The 17,820-nt window shown below is 37.3% G+C and carries 21 protein-coding genes; 10 read left to right on the top strand and 11 right to left on the bottom strand.

What is annotated here, in order from left to right; all coding sequences use genetic code 11:
* The first annotated feature begins 212 nt into the window (after positions 1-212).
* Entirely contained in the window at positions 213-1,544 is a 1,332-nt protein-coding gene (locus CWS20_RS06105; protein ID WP_066195190.1) for a polysaccharide biosynthesis protein, read from the top strand.
* 102 nt (positions 1,545-1,646) lie between these two features.
* Positions 1,647-2,159, top strand: coding sequence for an RNA polymerase sigma factor (locus CWS20_RS06100; protein WP_066195191.1), 513 nt, complete (start codon positions 1,647-1,649; stop codon positions 2,157-2,159).
* Between the two features lie 36 nt (positions 2,160-2,195).
* Here the strand turns inward: CWS20_RS06100 and CWS20_RS06095 are convergent, their stop codons facing one another.
* Complete coding sequence (locus CWS20_RS06095; RefSeq protein WP_066195192.1) at positions 2,196-2,456, bottom strand: YbyB family protein; 261 nt, start codon at positions 2,454-2,456, stop codon at positions 2,196-2,198.
* 140 nt (positions 2,457-2,596) lie between these two features.
* On the opposite strand from CWS20_RS06095, the gene CWS20_RS06090 reads away from it, so the two are divergent.
* The 4 genes from CWS20_RS06090 (at position 2,597) to CWS20_RS06075 (ending at position 5,002) form a co-directional block, all read left to right on the top strand.
* Positions 2,597-3,511: a magnesium transporter CorA family protein gene (locus CWS20_RS06090; protein ID WP_066195195.1), complete on the top strand. Its 915-nt coding sequence runs from the start codon at positions 2,597-2,599 to the stop codon at positions 3,509-3,511.
* Positions 3,512-3,573: 62 nt separating this feature from the next.
* Entirely contained in the window at positions 3,574-4,089 is a 516-nt protein-coding gene (locus CWS20_RS06085; RefSeq protein WP_066195196.1) for an acyl-CoA thioesterase, read from the top strand.
* 150 nt (positions 4,090-4,239) lie between these two features.
* Complete coding sequence (locus CWS20_RS06080) at positions 4,240-4,692, top strand: NUDIX domain-containing protein (RefSeq protein ID WP_066195198.1); 453 nt, start codon at positions 4,240-4,242, stop codon at positions 4,690-4,692.
* Positions 4,676-5,002, top strand: a complete 327-nt coding sequence (locus CWS20_RS06075) for an SCP2 sterol-binding domain-containing protein (RefSeq protein ID WP_066195201.1) — start codon at positions 4,676-4,678, stop codon at positions 5,000-5,002. Before CWS20_RS06080 ends, CWS20_RS06075 begins: the two co-directional genes overlap by 17 nt.
* Before the next feature lie 42 nt (positions 5,003-5,044).
* Here the strand turns inward: CWS20_RS06075 and CWS20_RS06070 are convergent, their stop codons facing one another.
* A complete protein-coding gene (locus CWS20_RS06070; protein WP_066195204.1) occupies positions 5,045-5,542 on the bottom strand; it encodes a GNAT family N-acetyltransferase in 498 nt (165 codons plus the stop codon).
* A gap of 124 nt (positions 5,543-5,666) precedes the next feature.
* Here CWS20_RS06070 and cls point away from each other — a divergent pair, with 124 nt between their 5' ends.
* The 3 genes from cls (at position 5,667) to CWS20_RS06055 (ending at position 8,437) form a co-directional block, all read left to right on the top strand.
* Positions 5,667-7,181 (top strand): cardiolipin synthase, encoded by a 1,515-nt coding sequence (gene cls, locus CWS20_RS06065; protein WP_066195206.1) that lies wholly within the window; start codon positions 5,667-5,669, stop codon positions 7,179-7,181.
* Between the two features lie 180 nt (positions 7,182-7,361).
* Positions 7,362-8,078 carry a 5-formyltetrahydrofolate cyclo-ligase gene (locus tag CWS20_RS06060; protein WP_066195210.1) on the top strand — a complete coding sequence of 239 codons (717 nt, stop codon included), beginning with the start codon at positions 7,362-7,364 and terminating at the stop codon, positions 8,076-8,078.
* 74 nt (positions 8,079-8,152) lie between these two features.
* Entirely contained in the window at positions 8,153-8,437 is a 285-nt protein-coding gene (locus tag CWS20_RS06055) for a hypothetical protein (RefSeq protein WP_083957317.1), read from the top strand.
* A gap of 62 nt (positions 8,438-8,499) precedes the next feature.
* Here CWS20_RS06055 and tatC read toward each other — a convergent pair whose 3' ends face one another.
* The 6 genes from tatC to mscL form a co-directional block, all read right to left on the bottom strand.
* Entirely contained in the window at positions 8,500-9,228 is a 729-nt protein-coding gene (gene tatC, locus CWS20_RS06050; protein ID WP_066195212.1) for a twin-arginine translocase subunit TatC, read from the bottom strand.
* 16 nt (positions 9,229-9,244) lie between these two features.
* Complete coding sequence (tatA, locus tag CWS20_RS06045) at positions 9,245-9,463, bottom strand: twin-arginine translocase TatA/TatE family subunit (protein ID WP_083957318.1); 219 nt, start codon at positions 9,461-9,463, stop codon at positions 9,245-9,247.
* A gap of 21 nt (positions 9,464-9,484) precedes the next feature.
* Positions 9,485-11,194: a GMC family oxidoreductase gene (locus tag CWS20_RS06040; RefSeq protein WP_066195215.1), complete on the bottom strand. Its 1,710-nt coding sequence runs from the start codon at positions 11,192-11,194 to the stop codon at positions 9,485-9,487.
* Between the two features lie 23 nt (positions 11,195-11,217).
* A complete protein-coding gene (locus CWS20_RS06035; protein WP_066195217.1) occupies positions 11,218-11,979 on the bottom strand; it encodes a gluconate 2-dehydrogenase subunit 3 family protein in 762 nt (253 codons plus the stop codon).
* Between the two features lie 167 nt (positions 11,980-12,146).
* The gene (locus CWS20_RS06030) at positions 12,147-12,785 is read right to left on the bottom strand and encodes a Bax inhibitor-1/YccA family protein (RefSeq protein ID WP_066195219.1); all 639 of its coding nucleotides are present in this window, start codon (positions 12,783-12,785) and stop codon (positions 12,147-12,149) included.
* 84 nt (positions 12,786-12,869) lie between these two features.
* A complete protein-coding gene (gene mscL / locus CWS20_RS06025) occupies positions 12,870-13,283 on the bottom strand; it encodes a large conductance mechanosensitive channel protein MscL (RefSeq protein ID WP_066195222.1) in 414 nt (137 codons plus the stop codon).
* A gap of 358 nt (positions 13,284-13,641) precedes the next feature.
* Here mscL and CWS20_RS06020 point away from each other — a divergent pair, with 358 nt between their 5' ends.
* Positions 13,642-14,754, top strand: a complete 1,113-nt coding sequence (locus tag CWS20_RS06020; protein WP_066195225.1) for a hypothetical protein — start codon at positions 13,642-13,644, stop codon at positions 14,752-14,754.
* 130 nt (positions 14,755-14,884) lie between these two features.
* On the opposite strand, the gene CWS20_RS06015 is transcribed toward CWS20_RS06020, so the two are convergent.
* The 3 genes from CWS20_RS06015 to CWS20_RS06005 form a co-directional block, all read right to left on the bottom strand.
* Positions 14,885-16,117, bottom strand: a complete 1,233-nt coding sequence (locus CWS20_RS06015) for an aminopeptidase (RefSeq protein ID WP_066195227.1) — start codon at positions 16,115-16,117, stop codon at positions 14,885-14,887.
* A 68-nt stretch (positions 16,118-16,185) separates the two neighbouring features.
* Entirely contained in the window at positions 16,186-17,373 is a 1,188-nt protein-coding gene (locus tag CWS20_RS06010) for a DUF2812 domain-containing protein (protein WP_066195229.1), read from the bottom strand.
* Entirely contained in the window at positions 17,354-17,695 is a 342-nt protein-coding gene (locus tag CWS20_RS06005; protein WP_180321513.1) for a PadR family transcriptional regulator, read from the bottom strand. Before CWS20_RS06005 ends, CWS20_RS06010 begins: the two co-directional genes overlap by 20 nt.
* Positions 17,696-17,820: the final 125 nt, after the last annotated feature.

Genomic DNA, 17,820 nt, shown 5'->3' with positions numbered 1-17,820 from the left:
TCAGGTGAAAAAAGCCCAATTTATTCGTCCGAAGCCCACATAATTACATTCAGTTTAAATATACGTTTTTAAGTAGAAGCTTTGTTTGATATAAAAGTAATTGGCTGATTCTATGTGAATGATTGTTCAAGAGAATGATATATTTTTAGCGCTTGTCTCATATGTATAAAGGACAAGGTTCAAAGATTAGGCAGACATAAAGGAGAGGCAAAATGAACAAGTTTTTTAAAGGACTCACCTTATTAGTGCTGGCAGCTTTTGCTGGTGAATGCATTGAGTTTTTATTGAATATGGTGCTTGCAAGGGAATTGGGGGAGCATGGCCTCGGAATGTATATGTCCATCTTGCCGACGATTTTTTTAATCGTTTTATTGGCAAGTTTCGAGATGCCTGTATCGATTTCAAAATTTATCGCAGAGAAAGATCAAAAATATCATTATAGTATGCTCAATCATGTCATAAGGCTGACGGTTATATTTTCTTTGATTTTAATTCCGATTGCCTCGATGATTCTGCCATTTCTTTCTGTATTTGATAGTTATCATCCGTTACTGAGGTGGATGGCGATTATTCTTATTCCCATTGTATCGTTTTCCTCGATTGCAAGAGGGTTTTTCATGGGGAGAGAGCAAATGGGGAAAATCGCAACCGCTAATTTCACGAGGAAACTGGTGCAGCTTAGCTTGCTGATTGCTTTGTATCATTTCTTCCAGTTTGAAACGACGACTGCAGTGTTTATTGCGATTTGTACCTTTGTTGGCAGTGAATTAGCGATTTTTGCTTATTTTATTCACATGTTTGTTATTCAATATCAAAAAATGAAGAAGGCTCCATTCGAAAACTTAAGCGGGATGACAGTTTGGAAAAACTTAATGGGCGTATCAATTCCGACAACGGGACTGAGAATCTTCCATGCATTATCACATGCCATCCAGCCGTTTTTAATAAAAGCGGCATTATTAAAATCCGGTATTTCCTCTGACATCGCAACAGAACATTTTGGCATGGTTGCAGGTGTTGCCATGACAATCGGTTTATTTCCAGCTTTTATCGCCCATTCATTTATGGTTATGCTTATTCCGACAGTTTCGAAAGCCTATGCTGAAAACAAATTAGGCTATTTACAGAAGCTGCTGCAGCAAGTCTTTTTTATTACATTTATTTATGGTGTGCCAGCAGTTACCTTCTTTTACTTTTTTGCAGAACCATTAACTAGCCGTTTCTTTCATTCAACTGATGCAAGTGTATATGTCCAATTGTTATGGCCATTTTTCCTGCTTCATTTCTTCATTATGCCGATGCAAGCCTATTTAATCGGATTAGGACTAATGAAGGATGCCTTTTACCATTCAGTCTGGTCAACCACGATTTCTTTTGTTGGAATGTATGTATTTGGTTCGATGGATTCCCTACAAATGCATGGCGTGATTATTGGCATCAATCTAGGTGCGATTTTGCTGACATTAATGCATTATTTCACGATATGCAAAAAAATCGGTGTGTCGCTCATACTTGTACCTACGAATAGAAGATTTAATCAATAATTTTTCAAAAAAACTGTAGGGGGACAAATAGATTTATTCGTCTAATAGGGTGAGAGATAAAAAAGGGGGAAGGGACACCTGAGTCGTCCCGCCATATTAGATATGAATAGTTCAATTGATATTAATTTTGAAGCATGTATAAATGAACATAGCCATGCAATTTTTCGATATATATTTTCATTAGTTCGCCATAAGGAACTCGCAGAGGATCTCTATCAAGAGGCGATGATTGCTGCATATATTGCCTTTCCGTCGTTTAAACAGGAAACAAAAGTAAAGAACTGGTTGTTTAAAATTGCACTTAATAAATGTAGAGATTATTGGAGAAAAGAAAAGACTGAAAGAAAATTTTGGGAGGAAAAAGTGTATATGTATGAAGAAGAAATAGTCTCCCCTGCTCCGGAAGAAGTGTGTATTCAAAAATGTGAGCAGGAAGCAGTTACAAACAAACTGAAGGAATTGCCGGAGATGTATAAAGAACCTTTATTGTTATTTTATTACCACCATCGCACATTAGTCGAAATAAGCCAGGAGTCAAACTTGCCTCTTTCTACAGTAAAAACAAGAATGAGGCGGGGAAAAGAAAAACTATTGCCCAAAGTGGCGGATTTATAAGTGGCAATAAACAATAACCTAAGGAATTTCCTTAGGTTATTGCTGCTCCTTCTCATTAAAATAATTGACGGAATATAAAGCACCTTCGCTAACCATTTTATTATCTTCAGTATCCTGTGGCATCGGATGACCCGCTTTTTCCATCACTTCATATTTCTTTTTATTAAATGGCATGTAATCTTTAATTTTAGTTGTTATCGATTGTAGCTTTTCACGATTGGACTTGTTTGCAAGCAATAAAACACTAGTAATCCCAACTCCTGCTAAAATATAAGAATTTCTTGGACGAGAATTCATGTTTTACTCCTCCTCTTTTCCTTTAATATTAATGCTTAATATATAAATACCCAATTTCAAAAAATAAAAACATCGAAGTTTCAAGAGTGCTATAAATAGGGAAAATAATATCATCATTATAGAAGGAAAGGGAGATTCACATGGAGTGGACCTTTAATGAAGAGAGATGGAAATGGCTGAATGTGATGGAAGGTGAAGAAGTAGATGTTGATTCATACCCTAAATATCAAAGTACTATTAAAAAATGGTTGGAGAATGCCTCATTAAGAGAATCAAACCATTTACACATAAATACAGAAGAAGATGGATTTGAATCTATCAGCGGCTCACTTATTTATGAACAAAAGCTGAAAGACCAGAATGAGTATCAACTGTTTCATTATTTTTTAACAAAGGATTTTATTATTACGATTAACCTGAATCCCAATAAAATAAAGAATATGAACACTGCAGATAATGCAATTGAAGGTATGCTGCTCATGCTTTCAGAACTCTTAAATACTTGCATTGACAATATAGATAAATTTGAACTCCGGTTAAATGATTTATTTTGGAAAATAAAGAAGAAAAATAGCATAAACCGGTTAGAAGAAATTTATGAACTTAGACATGAAGCACTTGTCTGGAAAAACTTTATGATTCCTTTTGAAGAACTGCGCATTGGATTAGAAGAAGCATTTGGAGACATAATTACAGGACAGAAAGAATTTAAAAGAACAACTAAGAAAATGGAAAGAGGAAACATGTTAATTAAAGAATATATGGAGGAAATTGATCACCTTGTTAACTTTGAAGAAATGGTATCTAATTATAGAGGAAATGAAATTATTAAAACATTAACAGTGATTACGACGTTATTCACGCCTGTTAGTGCGTGGGGTGCATTATGGGGGATGAACTTTACATTCATGCCAGAGCTTGATGAAAAGTGGGGTTATGCAATAGCGCTCCTAATCATTTTATTATCTACACTTGCCGTATATTTGTTGTTAATAAAGAGAGGCTGGACTGGCGATACATTACGAGTAAGAAAGAAAAATACCTTTTTTAAATAATGAGTTTTCGGTTATGATATAGAATGTGCATCATTGCTTCGTCAATGAAAGGAGAGTCAATCATGAGAGAGACCAAGTTTTGCAAGGAATCCTATGTAGTGAAAACAAGTATCGTACAGCCGCCAGATACAAATAGTCATGGCACTTTATTCGGCGGCAAGCTAATGGCTTATATAGATGATATAGCTGGGATAGCGGCAATGCGACATGCGAGGAAAGCAGTTGTCACTGCATCTACTGATTCTGTTGATTTTTTACATCCAATTTATGAAGGCAATGCTGTATGCTTAGAAGCATTTGTTACATATACTGGCCGCTCGTCAATGGAGGTTTTCGTGAAAGTAATCGCTGAGGGGCTTCTCACAGGGGAAAGAAATGTATGTGCATTATCCTTCTTAACAATGGTGGCAGTGGATGAAGAAGGAAAGCCGATAGAAATACCTGCTGTTGTGCCAGTTACTGATGAGGAAAAAAGCTTATATGAAAGCGCAAAGGACAGGGCGCAAATTCGGAAAAAAAGAAGAAAAGACAGCGAGGAAAGAGCAAAAAGCTTTGGGTCCGAACTGCCATGGAATTAGATAGATAGCAGCACCAATAATTGGTGCTGTTTTTTATTTTTGAACACAAAGGGCATCTTTGACTGTCGAACTCGTAAAAAAATGAATCATGATTCATAAATGAGCAGGAAATCGCTAAAAAAAATGGAATATATTATAGGGGGTGAAAAGATGTTTATTGTCAATGTTGAAGGTGCGGTGTTTCATCAAGGCCATTGGCTCTTAATTAAAAGAAGTATGAAGGAAGAACACGCAGCTGGTACACTTTCTTTAGTAGGCGGAAAGGTTGAACATGAAGGTCATGTGAATAATATTTTAGAAAAAAGTGTGCAAAGGGAAATCTTTGAAGAGGTGGGCATTGAGGTAGATGACCAGATGGATTATGTATGGAGCTCTTCTTTTTTAGCTGATGATCATTCAGCAGTTATCAATGTTGTGTTTCTATGCAAATACAAAAGCGGAAAGGCATTCGCAAAGAGCCCGGATGAAGTTGACAGCGTACACTGGTTGACAACAAAAGAAATCGTGCAGCATCCGCTCGCAGCCGTCTGGTTAAAGGACAGTATCATAGCAGCAGAAAAAATTCTTAATAACAAAGGGGATACATATGTCAGTCATACTTGAGCTTGAAAAAATTACAGATAAAATGAATGCAAATCCAGCGCATATTGAAAACGAAAAGGACCGAATATTTCAAGTTGAATTAAAGGAGAGCGGTCCAGTGCAAATAGTGTTAAAAGAAGGAAAAGTGCATTTAGAAACAGGGCACACCGACAAAGCAGAAGTGAAACTAAAAATGAATGATCAAAATTTCTCTAGTTTATTAAAAGGAAACTTAAATACAACTGTTGCCTTTATGACAGGAGGATTAAAGGTTGAAGGCAATATAGGACTTGCCCTCAAATTACAGGAAATCCTAAAAAAGTATCAATAAAGCAATAGCCAGCTTCATTGGAAAAGGAAGCTGGCTTGTTAACTATAGCATCAACAGCATATGTTCTTCGTCATAATAGTAAGTACCGATTTTAAGTGCGTGAGGCTCCTTGGCATAAGGTTCAAATCCTAAACTGAGATAGAGCTTTTTTGCTGGATGGTTATCAGACATGACCGTCAAATAAACTTGTTCAATTTCTGGCTGAGCTCTGGCTTTATTAAGAGCGGCCTCCATTAGCTTTCTTGCAGCACCTAGTCCTCGGCTTTCCTCAGTTACATACATCCCAAATATAAATGCTTTATGCTTCATCTTTAATTTTGATTCTTTAAAGAGGGTAACAATTCCGATTAACTTTTCGTTATTAAATGCGCCAAATACATTAGATTGATGGGCAGTAATTCTTTCGGAATAATCGTCAATTGTATAATGTAATTCTTCATCATAACTTGCGCCGAAATTTTCAGGATGCTTTTTAAGCCCTTCTAATCTTAAGTGCTGATAGGCTTCTGCATGTAACGAATTTAATTCAATAATTTCCATTTGGAACCTCCTTGAAATGACATGTAAACGTGTAAAGATGGAAAAACTATTGAGGCGCTTAGTTTTTCAAATTGACAATAGGGTATTATAAAGAGCACTTATACTTAAGGATGGGGAAGATGTTATGAAAAGCCGACGCCGACTAGAATTTCTGTTTGCATTTATATTAATAACTACATTGTATGTTGCTTTTTTTATGGAAACAAGCACCTTTATTACAGTCTTCAGCTTATTATTGTACGCTGCAACAATTTTTATTATATCCTTCTCCATTATGCTGGAGGAACGCACCCCGCAGCATACGCTACTATGGATTTATGTGCTCGTCTTTTTTCCGCTAGTCGGCTATTTATTTTATTTATACTCAGGGCAGCTATATATGAAAGGCTATTTATTTCAAAGCATGCGGAGAAAAAATCGCGAAGAATGGAAAAGGCTGATGAAACAGGAGGATGATCCTGATGTGTCTTTCCTGCAGGATGGCCAAATGAGATTTGCGGAATTTTCCATTCATTCGGCATTGACTCCAATGAGTACATCCTCTAAAGCGACTATATTAAAGAACGGAGAAGAGACGTTTTTTGAAATAAAGAGAAGGTTAATGAAGGCGAAGAAATTTATTCATATGGAATATTACATCTTTCGGTCTGATCGCTTAGGAAAAGAAATGATTGATATATTAATTAGCAAGGCAAAGGAGGGAGTGGAAGTCCTTTTTATATTTGATGCGGCAGGAAGCCTTACTTTATTTTCCGAGGACATCATAAAGATGGAGAAAGCAGGTATTCAAGTAAGGGCATTTTCGCCATTGAAATACGGTTTTTTTAATCAGAAGTTTAATTTTAGAAATCACCGCAAAATCGTCATCATCGACGGTGAAGTAGGCTTTACTGGCGGATTGAATGTCGGTGTGGAATATTTAGGTGAGGACTCAGAGGTTGGCTTTTGGAGGGATACCCATTTATCCTTAAAGGGAGAAGCTGTATATACTTTACATACCATTTTCTTATTAGACTGGGAGTATATTTCAGGACAGCATGTTCTCGATGATTACCGGTGCTATCGCCATACTGTCCATGATCATACGCTTGATGGTGCAGTTCAGGTGGTTGGGAGCGGACCTGATACACAGCAGGGGATTATGGGTGACTTTTACTATTCAATGATTTCTTCTGCAGAACAATCGATTTGGATAGCGACTCCATACTTTGTACCAGATGAAGCTATCCGCACCGCCTTAAGAGTAGCTGCAGCAAAGAAAATTGAAGTAAGAATACTGGTGCCTGAAATTAACGATAGCTTCTTGACTCAATATGCAAGCCGTTCTTATTTTTCTGAACTGCTGCGTTATGGAGTAGAAATTTACTCTTATAAAAAGGGCTTTCTGCATCAAAAAATAATTATAGTCGACGGTAATTTAGCATCCATTGGCACCGCTAATATGGATATGAGAAGCTTTCATTTAAACTTCGAGGTAAATGTATTTCTATATGGGACAAGCTCTATCCGCGATCTGGTTGCTCATTTTGAGGAAGATATGAAGGACAGCGTAAAAATTAGTCCAGTCCAATTTTATAAACGAGGTTTGTTGGAAAGGTCAAAGGAGTCCTTTGCCAGGCTTTTTTCCGGCGTTCTATAATTCCTAACAAGGTTGTGAGCCACTCGCAAGGCTACGCACCTTTCGCAGCTAGGTTTTGAAACAAGGGCTCCATTGAGAAATAGAATCAAAATATCAAGGTATATGCTTTAAAATTTGGTGGGCAAGCAGCATGATGAATCACAGTGTCGTATTAGCCTACTTAAAAGGAGAAGATTGTATTTGGTTAGTAAGTCAGAGATTCGTGAAAGAGTTTGGACATTGCTTGAAGAAAAAAAGCTGGGAAGGTTTCCTTTTCCTTTAAAAAACCGCATACCAAACTTTAAAGGAGCAGAGAAGGCGGCCCATTTTGTAACAATGATGCCCGAATATAGACAGGCAAGGGTGATAAAAGTTAATCCAGATTCTCCGCAGCTTCCTATTAGAGCACAAATATTGCGTGATGGTAAAACATTATTAGTTCCAACTCCAAGGCTGAAGGCGGGATTTATTATTGTAAAGCCAGAGTGGGTGCCAAAGGGGGAAGAGAGAAAAGCAGCGAGCTTATCTCATATCAAATCGTATGGGAAAGAAATTCATTTGTCGGAATTGCCAATTATCGATTTGTTTTTTGCTGGCTCAGTGGCACTTCATAAGGATGGGCGTCGTATTGGTAAAGGGGAAGGTTATGCAGATAGGGAATATGCGATTATTCGCGAACTAGGCAATCCGCCTATACCTGTTATTGGTACAATACATAGCGCTCAGTTAACAGATGAAGACATACCAAGAGATGCGTATGATTTAACAGTTGATTGGATTGCTACGGAGCAGGAGCTAATTAAAACAAATTCGCCATACCCGAAGCCAGAAGGAATACAATGGGATTTAGTTACAAATAAAGAATTGGAGGAAATGCCTGTACTTCGGCAAGTAAGAGAAATGACAAATAAAAAGTAATGTTTATCATTTGTTCTAAGGAATATAGTTATGCTTCAATAGAAGTATGAGTAATAATGGAGGCTATGTACACCTTGAAATTAATTACAACCCATACTTATATAAAGGTAACGAGGAAGATTGATTGGAATGTACAAAAGTATGAAGAAGAAGAAAAGATTATAGAATTGTATGATGATACAATCATTTGGCAGGAAGATCAAATTTTAATGTCGGATGTTTTTGATGTATCCTATAAGATTTCCAAGCGGAGTATGGGTGTTTTGTACTTGCATACGAACCGTGGAGTTTTCCCATTTTACGTAAAAAAAGTGCCGGAAGATTTTATTGAACAATATAAGCGACTAAAAAAGAAGTAACCTGCTGCTGGGCAATGGTTACTTCTTTTTTGATGAAATCAAATATAAATCGATATTTCCAGCTATGCTTCGTTCGGCTGTATTTCTTGAACTGCAGCTCGTCTTTTAAAACTTATTCTTGATAACAGCACACCTAGCTCATATAAGGACATTAATGGAATCAACACTAAAATTTGTGAAAAGAAATCTGGCGGTGTAATAAGTGCTGATACGACAGCTAAAATAAGATAGGCATATTTTCTAATCGATTTAAGCATATCAGGTGTAACGACTCCGATGGAAGTAAGAAATACAAGCAATAACGGTACTTCAAACAGAAAACCAAATGGAATCGTGGACATGAGTAAGAAAGAAAAATATTCCCTTGCTGTAATCATCATTGAGAAATTTATTTCTCCTAACCTCATTAAAAATCCGTAGATTGTAGGAAAAACAATAAATAATCCAAACATTAAACCGATAGCAAAGCTCATGATTATTGCTGGAATAAACATGACAGATACTTTCGCTTCTTTATCGTTTAAGGCAGGCCGAATGAAAATCCAAGCTTGAAGAGCGATAAATGGGAGGGAGATGCCAAGACTGATACTCCCGGCAATTCCCGTATAAAGTCTAATGACATCAAGCGGACCGAGCATGACCAAATCATAGTGGTTGGACAACACCGGGATGAGCCGATTGATAAACAGTAAACAGATGATAAAGCAAATGAGAAAGAAAAATATTGAGCGAATGAGCACTTTTCTTAAGTCAGTTAAATGTTCTACTAAAGTTTGCTCGCTATTTTCCATATGCAAGCTCCCCTATCTAAGTTGTTGTTTTATTTGTTTCCTCATCTTTTTTTGCAGCTACAGTGACTGTTTCTTTCTCGCTATCATCCATGATTTCTCTTGTAGATTTTTTAAACTCGGAAAGTGTTTTTCCAAAAGCTGCGCCGATTTCAGGAAGCTTCTTCGGGCCAAATATAATTAAGGTAATGACAAGAATAATGATTAAACCGGGTATCCCAATATTAGATAGACCCACAATCATCCACTCCTTTTTTGTTTAGGCTAATAGTCCGCCTTCTTTGCTGTACTTAAGTATACCTTCTGCCGCGCGGAATGAGAGAGCGCCGACTGTTGAGGTTGGATTATATCCGCTATTATGTGCAAAAGCAGAGGCGCCAACAACAAAGACATTTTCAGCATCCCACATCTGTAAGTAATTATTAACTGCGGAAGTTTCAGGCTCAGCTCCCATAATGACTCCTCCAGTATTATGTGTAGTCTGGTAAGGAACGATATCGTAGCTTTCCAAATTTGATCTCTCATTCACTTTATTTGCACCCATTTCAAGCATAATCTGGTCGCCGATTTTACCGATATAGTTATATAAGTTACGGTCCTGATCAGTAAAATCATAAGTAAGTCGCAGCAAAGGCAAACCGTAAGCGTCTTTATAGGTTGGGTCAAGATCCATATAATTATTCTTCGTAGGCATAGAGGCTCCTTGAGCACTTACGCTTAAAGAGCGAGTATAGTATTTAATAGACTGTGCCTTAAAATCTGCGCCCCAGTTTGGAGTACCGGTTGGCACTGGGTTTGATGCAATCGGACGGGCGCCGGATTGGTTAAAGGAAATAGAACCGCCGTGAATAAAGTCGAGATCAGAGTGGTCGAAATTATCGCCATTATAATCGTCCACAGTAGCCCCTAATGCACCTGCACCCATAAAAGTATTAAACTGCTCATCTTCGAAAAAGCCTGTTGACCCTGGAAGGATTTGATAGCAATAGTTTTTCCCGATAACCCCTGTACCACTATTAGGATCGTACGGTTTGCCAATCTTTGATTGCAGCAATAGTCTTGTATTGTTCATTACATAACTTGTTAGTACAACCATGTCAGCAGGCTGGATAAATTCTTCTTTTGTTAAAACATCAACGAATTTAACACCAGTTGCCTTGCCGCCTTCATGAATGATTTCAGTGACATTTGCATAGTTTCTGATGTCTACATTGCCGGTTTCACGTACAAAAGGAATGACAGCAACGGTTGGATCTGCCTTTGCTCCATATTCACACCCAAAGCGCTCGCAAAAGGCGCAGTATTGACATCCGGCAAGTTTCGCTCCATAAGGATTTTCATAAGGTTCGCTTAAGTTAGCTGAAGGCATATGATAGGGATGCATGCCTAAAGATTTTGCAGCTTCTTTAAACTTCTTAGTTAATGGAGTTTCCTTCATTGGCGGTGTAGGATATGGAATGGAGCGCTCGGGTCCAAAATGTGAATCTTCGCCGCTAATTCCGGCTACCTTTTCATACATGCCAAAGTAGGGCTCTAACTCATCGTAAGTGATACCCCAATCTTGAAGCTGGAGGCCTTTAATTTTTCCATCTCCATACTTTTCAATTGTCTTCGATTTTATTTCAAAATCATAAGGAAGGAAGCGGTAGCTGTGACCATTCCAATGGACACCTGCTCCTCCGAGTCCTTCGCCTAATAAAAACGAGCCTAGCTGGCGCATCGGCAATGCGCGTTCCTTCATATTATTTCTGAAGGAAATCGTTTCTTTAGATAAGTCTTGCATTAGTTCATAACGAATGGCATATCGCAATTCATCATGAACGACATAGTAGTCTTTTAAGCCGCGTTCTTTACCTCGTTCTAATCCGACGACCTTTAGTCCTTCTTTTCCGAGCTCGGCAGCGATGATACTTCCAGCCCAGCCCATTCCAACTATGACAACATCCGTCTTTGGTAACTTTTCTGCCATGTCTTATATCCTCCTAAGGGACATTATTTAGTATACGAATGTAAACTATTCGGTTCTATTTTCATAAATTCATCAGATTCAATTTTGTCGTAATAGCTCATTTGATGCCCAGGGAAGCCTTTCATTTTCCAGCCTTCCATGTTTGTATTGCCGCCGTAAGCCGGGTCAGCATAAACACCCTCAATGGTCGCCTGGCGAAGAATATTGAAGAATGTTTTTGAGGTCACACCCTTCAATTCGACTTCATCCTTCTGAAAAGAAGTCAAAATCTCATCTTGCTGTTCTCCCTCTAAGTCTGCAAAGTTAGCGTCATGTTTTTCGTTGCTGATTCTTTGAAGTGCAGCAAGTCCTGTATCAAAAACTTCATGCCGTTTTAATGGAGATTGATAGCCCTGAAAGTTTGAACCAGGATAGAATGGTCCTTGCATATACTCCCGGGTATTATTGCCCCAAGACCCTGCGAGTGAATGATCAATAAAGAATGGTGCACCTAAATCATTTGCTCCTGGTCCGGTATCATCGGTAGGATATATTCTTTCAGTTGCAGCGACTAACACCGCAAATATTTCAGGATTGGTAAAATAAAGAGGTGCTTGTTGATAGGCTCCGTTTTCATGCTGCTGCCCTTGGGTCCCTGCATCATCCTGATTTTTGTTGCCTAGATTGGATCCAATCAATCCACCGATCAGACCGCCGCCTACAAGACCTCCAGCTACATAACTGGAATTGCGGATAAATCTGCGGCGGGACATTTTTTTGTCTGTGCTTTGGTTTTGTTCAGCCATTTAATAGTAACCTCCTTTTATTCCCTATTATGTAAATAAAGAGCATGTTTTAAACGGAAAAATATACAAAATTCATTTTTTTTCGACATGAACAGATTGAAATAAAAATAAGGGGCAGGGGGCTAAATGAAAAAACCTAGCAGTTGTATGCTACTGCTAGGTTAGGATTATTTTCTGTCTTTTAATATGCCGATTAGCCGGAGTATATTGATGAACAGATTAATAAAGTCTAAATATAAATTGAGTGCCATCGTCGGGACGGCATGGGAAGGTATCCCATAATGCTTCATTCTGTTAAAATCGAATAAAACATACCCGCTAAAAACAAGTATCCCAATGAATGAGTATATGGTCATGGCTGTATCGTTGAGCGGCAAGAAGATGTTAATGATTGCCACAATAATTAAAGCAAGCAGCGCAGCTGCTAAAAATCCGCCAAGGAATGAAAAGTTTTTCTTTGTCTTTGTCGCGTAGATGGCAATCGCAGCAAAAATTAACGTTGTTGCAATGAATGCGGTTAAGATTACTTGCGGTCCAATTGCTGTTACATAGTAATTAATAATTGGAAAAGTTGTTAAACCAGATATAAAAGTAAATGAATAGAGAAAGGTATAGGATATTGCTTTTTTTCTCCTTAGAAAGAAAGCAAAGATTAGCATCAAAACCTCGATAATCGCGAGCGGTAAGAAAAGCGAGGGAGGAACATATACTCCAATCATGACACCGATTGTTGCTATACCCAATGAAATGGCAAAGGCGCGCATGACAGCTGAAAGATTTTTTTCATAAGCTGATTGTGAATGCATTTTTGAAACACCTCTTTTTTTGTCTTTCTATTCGTACGAATCATTTCCGTAAAGGTTGCATGATTATATAGAAAATCGCAGCTTCTATTCGAGGCTGCGATTTCCTTCTTTATGCTCGCTATTATTTTGCTTTTTTAGGAGATCCCTAATTTCGGTAAGCAATTCCTCTTTCGCATCAACTTCAGGCGCCTTTTCTTCTTCTACTTCTTTCCTCCTGAGTCGCTTATTCAAGAATCGGATGAAAAGAAATATAGAGAAAGCAACAATAAGGAAATCAAACACAGTTTGAATAAATTGACCATATTTTATGGTTGCACTGCCAACATCAAATGAAAGCGAAGTAAAATCGACACCGCCCATTAGTATGCCTATAAATGGCATCATTATATCATCAACCAGCGATGTAACAATACTGCCAAATGCAGCACCGATAATGACCCCAATTGCTAAATCAAGCACATTTCCTCTGAGCGCAAACTCTTTAAATTCTTTTAACATTAGATTGCCAGTCCCCTTTTTAAAATAATGTTTGCAACTTATATCATAACAATAAATTCAATATGTAGAAGTGCACATAAATGATTTAACCTAACATATTAATATTTAAACATAGTATTCTTAAGAAATCTTGAGATTACAGCAAGTTTACTGATTTTTATTACATTTGTAGTATTGTTTCAGATTTGTTACAATTTAGAATGGTAATAAAAAATTCATCGAAGCGGTGAAGATATTTCCGTTTTTTAAACTAAAGAAGATTAAATAAAATATTTAATGTATGCAATCATGCAAGATACAAAACGCATACTAAGAAATTTATCTAATAATAAGCTTTTCTACTTACAGGGAGAATCTAATGAAGAATTATTTATATATATTAATGTTTTCAGTTGTTTTGGCCGGCTGTACAAAAGAGTCAAATGTGAATTCGAGTAAAGACTATCAAACGCTGGAGCCAAATGCCACAGTTGCTCATGAAACGAATGAAAGTTACAGTGATGCAATAAAAGTAACAGAGCTGCAAGAAGAAGCGTTATATCAAGTTGAAATTACTGAGGACGATAAAAGCTATCAAGTTTTTCTGTATGCAGAAGACGATAATAAAGACAGCTATGCATTTTACTTAGCTGAACAAAATAAGAAACTGGCCTATCGGCAGAACTCAATTGAAGGTAGTTTTGAAGTGAAAAAGGGTGGAGTCTACACAATTAATACAAATAATAAATCTTTAATTGTCTTGTCGCATGATATAGACGATACCCATTCTTCACTTAGGTTATTGACGATTGTTGACGGAGAATTACGTGAAATAGTGAGCGAAGATAGTGATAAACTGATTAACTTAACTGATGTGAAAGCAAAATCTTTAAACCAGCGATATATTCAAACAGCTCACCATCAGGATGACAATAACAGCTGGGTATTTTCTACATGGCTGCTGTCGGAAGACTATACTTCATTTTCCATACATGATGAATCTGTAATTAAAGAAGATCAGATTGGTGAAGCCGGACTTTTAACGGAAGATTGGATTGAAATATGGAGGGAGGAAGAGGAGCAATATTTCCCTTACCATAATTTCGAAATTACAACTGAAGTGATAGAACGTGCTAAATTAGGTATTCCAATGGGCAGTCCATATCCGATAGGCACGAATATCTCAGAAATAAAAAAGTCTAATCCATATTTTATTGAAGAGGGTATTGTGAATGATGTCAGCTTTCTTATGTATCCGGAAACGACATATTATTATGATGAAGATAACGGCAATGTGACTGCTGTATCAATTCCTGGCGAAAGAATGAAAACGACCTTAAACGAGGCTATTACCATTTTTGGCGAACCAAAGTATAAAAAACAAGAAAATGGAGGAAAAGTAACGGCTGTTTTTGAGGTAGATAAATATTCGATTGAGCTGGCTGCTGATGAGGACGGAGAATTGAGCAGAGCATTTTTACGCAGAAATTAAAGAGAATAGATGCAGGACATAGGCTGCAGCCTTCTTTTTAAAAAAGAAGGCGCCGCGGTCTTTTTCCTATGTCTAAAATTAATATAAAGGGAATAAAAAACCAGCTGAAATCACTCAGCTGGAACTTGTTTTAGAACGCCCAATCTCCTTTGCGGAATACTGGTTCTGACTTGCCGTCTTCTGTAATTCCGTCAATATCCATCTCAGCAGAACCAATCATGAAGTCGACGTGAGTAATACTTTCATTAAGTCCGTTTTCAGCCAATTGCTCGCTACTCATTTTTTTACCGCCTTCAATACAGAAGGCATAGGCGCTGCCAATGGCTAAATGATTGGATGCATTTTCATCGAAAAGTGTATTATAGAAAAGCAGGTTAGATTGTGATATTGGCGATTGATATGGCACTAATGCGACTTCGCCAAGATAATGAGAGCCTTCATCTGTTTCAACCAATTGCTTCAGGATTTCTTCGCCTTCTTCAGCTTTCACCTCAACGATTCTGCCATTTTTGAAGGTAACGGAAAAACGATCAATAATATTTCCGCCGTAGCTCAAAGGCTTTGTACTTGCTACAGTGCCATTGACACCATCTTTATGAGGGACAGTAAAGACTTCTTCTGTCGGCATATTTGCCATAAATTCATGGCCTTGTTCATTCACGCTGCCTGCACCAACCCATAGATGCTTATCAGGTAATTCAATCGTTAAATCTGTACCAGGAGCTTTATAATGCAATTTTTTGTAGTGTTTGCTATTTAAATAATCGACTTTTTCATGCAAATTGCTATCATGTTGTTTCCAGGCATGTATCGGATCTTCTAAATCAGAGCGTGTCGCTTTAAAGATTGCATCCCAAAGCATATCGACTCTTTCTTCTTCAGCTGCTTCAGGAAAAACCATATTAGCCCATGATTGTGAAGGAGCGGCAATGACTGTCCAGCTTACTTTATCTGATTGAATATATTTGCGATATTTCGACATTGCTTGACCAGCAGCTTTTTGGAAAGTGCTAATCTTTTCCGGATTAATTCCTTTAAGTAAATCAGGGCTGGCAGATACGATAGAGATGAAGGCTGCACCGTTCTCGGCTAACTCTTCGACTTCACGAGCGCGCCAGTGAGGATATTCTTTAAACGCTTCATCAGGAGCAAGCTCATATTTAGTACGTGATACGATATCGTCGCTCCAGTTGACAACAACATTATGGGCGCCGACTTCATACGCTTTTTTTACAATTAATCTAACTAATTCAGCTGAATCTAATGAAGTATTAATGACAAGCGTTTGCCCTTTTTGCACATTTACGCCTACTTTAACGGTAAGTTCAGCGTACTTCTCCAAGTTTTGGTTAAATTTGCTCATTCTATGTACACTCCTTTTGTAAAAATATTCTTTTTAATTGTAGCTTTTCTATTTAAAAAAAGAAACAATTATAACTGTGAATCACCCTTCATTCTAAAGTAGTAAAGCCATGAACGGATGATAAACGAACTGAACAAACATAATACAAAGGTGTAAAGGATAGGATTAAGGGTATCAATAGAAAAGCTAAAATTTAAAAGGGGCAGCTGTAAAGTTAAGATGAAAATATATATAATCAAAACCGGCAGAAATAATAATGTATAAGCACTAGCCACTTTTTTTGCATGCTTTATTCTATTGATAGAATCTGTGAAAATCCGCGGTTTTATTTCATCTTCTTCATATTCCTTACTCCATATCGTCCATTTTTGCATGGAAGAGTAGGAGCTGTATATATGGCACCACCCTGATTCTTTATGCATATATAAATTGTTTTCATCAGAGATATTTTGATAGTCTGTGCAATAGCTAATATTTCTTGGCTCTCCTTTTATAAAGTAAAAGCTTGTACCAAGTTTATTTACCCTGTTTAAGTGATACCCTTTGGCTTCCATCGCTTCCAGCCATTCTTCAAGCTTGTCTGGTGAATACATCCAGCCAAATCTAGTATGTTTAATCATTTTTCCTTCCTTTTTCATCTGCTTTTCTTGCTTTCTGGAATTTGACACGCAACTATCATATAAGCCATCCATTACGTTATGCTCATTATTCAATTTTTTGTTTTCACTTTTTAATTTGATGAAAGAATAAATAGATAATAGATATAATGCCAACAGGAATGTCCAAAACGTATAGGTGATTATCCAAAGCGGGCTTTGTACGATAGTCACTTGGCCGTCATTAAAAAGGTTCATGCTAATTAGCGACAAATGAAATACTAGATTTGCGGTAATAACTATGAATATAGTGCTGAATAAAAAGGAAAGAAGGTTATTTCTTCTTATTATTCCGGATCGGACAGGGGTTGTATGTATTTCTTCTATTGCTCTTTCATTTTTTAATATATACCAGCTTTTTTGCTGATCAACGAACGCCCAGCCATCATTTTCTAAAGTGGAGGAGATTGGATTAAGCTTTGTTCTGTCATAGCCAATTTTATACGTAATATGTTTTGCACTGCTGCTATTAAAATGAAAGGATCTTGTCACGCGATTAAACCGTTTTAATTCGTATCCCTTTATAGCCATTTCAGCTAACCATGCTTCTGTTTTATGGATACTATAGCTCCAAAAAGGTTTATAAATCCTCATCATCATTTACCTCCTCATATTTTAATGCGTTTTCATATAGTTCCTTTAATCGGGAAACTTCCGCAGCCATTAAAAACTTTCCAATAGCCGTCATCTCATACACTGTTTTACGCTGCTCATCTGCAAAAACAGCAATAATTCCGTCCTTTTGCATTTTTGTCAAGGTCCCATACACTGTCCCTGAACCTAAGTGAATTCGGCCAAATGTAATTTCTTCTACATGTTTAACAATGCCATAGCCATGTTTAGGTTTCTTTAAGGACAATAAAATATAAAATGCCGTTTCAGACATCGGAATGTATTTTTTAATCACTTTATCAATATCCAAAGTGATTCACCTCATTTACTATATCATATTGTGACTATATCACGATGTGACATAGTTGGCAATTTTAGATTAGATAAACCAAAAAGGCGAATCAATCTGACCTAAGTTGATTCGCCTACTTTTAT

This window comes from Cytobacillus horneckiae (assembly GCF_002835735.1).
In the GTDB taxonomy this organism is placed as follows: Bacteria; Bacillota; Bacilli; order Bacillales; family Cytobacillaceae; genus Cytobacillus; species Cytobacillus horneckiae.
The sequence above is the reverse complement of the archived record's forward strand: the minus strand, read 5'-3'. Positions and strand labels throughout refer to the sequence as shown.

Coding starts and splice junctions, on each gene's coding strand:
- CWS20_RS06105 (WP_066195190.1), top strand. CDS start 213: ATGAACAAGTTTTTTAAAGGACTCACCTTATTAGTGCTGGCAGCTTTT.
- CWS20_RS06100 (WP_066195191.1), top strand. CDS start 1,647: ATGAATAGTTCAATTGATATTAATTTTGAAGCATGTATAAATGAACAT.
- CWS20_RS06095 (WP_066195192.1), bottom strand. CDS start 2,456: ATGAATTCTCGTCCAAGAAATTCTTATATTTTAGCAGGAGTTGGGATT.
- CWS20_RS06090 (WP_066195195.1), top strand. CDS start 2,597: ATGGAGTGGACCTTTAATGAAGAGAGATGGAAATGGCTGAATGTGATG.
- CWS20_RS06085 (WP_066195196.1), top strand. CDS start 3,574: ATGAGAGAGACCAAGTTTTGCAAGGAATCCTATGTAGTGAAAACAAGT.
- CWS20_RS06080 (WP_066195198.1), top strand. CDS start 4,240: ATGTTTATTGTCAATGTTGAAGGTGCGGTGTTTCATCAAGGCCATTGG.
- CWS20_RS06075 (WP_066195201.1), top strand. CDS start 4,676: ATGTCAGTCATACTTGAGCTTGAAAAAATTACAGATAAAATGAATGCA.
- CWS20_RS06070 (WP_066195204.1), bottom strand. CDS start 5,542: ATGGAAATTATTGAATTAAATTCGTTACATGCAGAAGCCTATCAGCAC.
- cls (WP_066195206.1), top strand. CDS start 5,667: ATGAAAAGCCGACGCCGACTAGAATTTCTGTTTGCATTTATATTAATA.
- tatC (WP_066195212.1), bottom strand. CDS start 9,228: ATGGAAAATAGCGAGCAAACTTTAGTAGAACATTTAACTGACTTAAGA.
- CWS20_RS06040 (WP_066195215.1), bottom strand. CDS start 11,194: ATGGCAGAAAAGTTACCAAAGACGGATGTTGTCATAGTTGGAATGGGC.
- CWS20_RS06035 (WP_066195217.1), bottom strand. CDS start 11,979: ATGGCTGAACAAAACCAAAGCACAGACAAAAAAATGTCCCGCCGCAGA.
- CWS20_RS06030 (WP_066195219.1), bottom strand. CDS start 12,785: ATGCATTCACAATCAGCTTATGAAAAAAATCTTTCAGCTGTCATGCGC.
- mscL (WP_066195222.1), bottom strand. CDS start 13,283: ATGTTAAAAGAATTTAAAGAGTTTGCGCTCAGAGGAAATGTGCTTGAT.
- CWS20_RS06020 (WP_066195225.1), top strand. CDS start 13,642: ATGAAGAATTATTTATATATATTAATGTTTTCAGTTGTTTTGGCCGGC.
- CWS20_RS06015 (WP_066195227.1), bottom strand. CDS start 16,117: ATGAGCAAATTTAACCAAAACTTGGAGAAGTACGCTGAACTTACCGTT.
- CWS20_RS06010 (WP_066195229.1), bottom strand. CDS start 17,373: ATGATGATGAGGATTTATAAACCTTTTTGGAGCTATAGTATCCATAAA.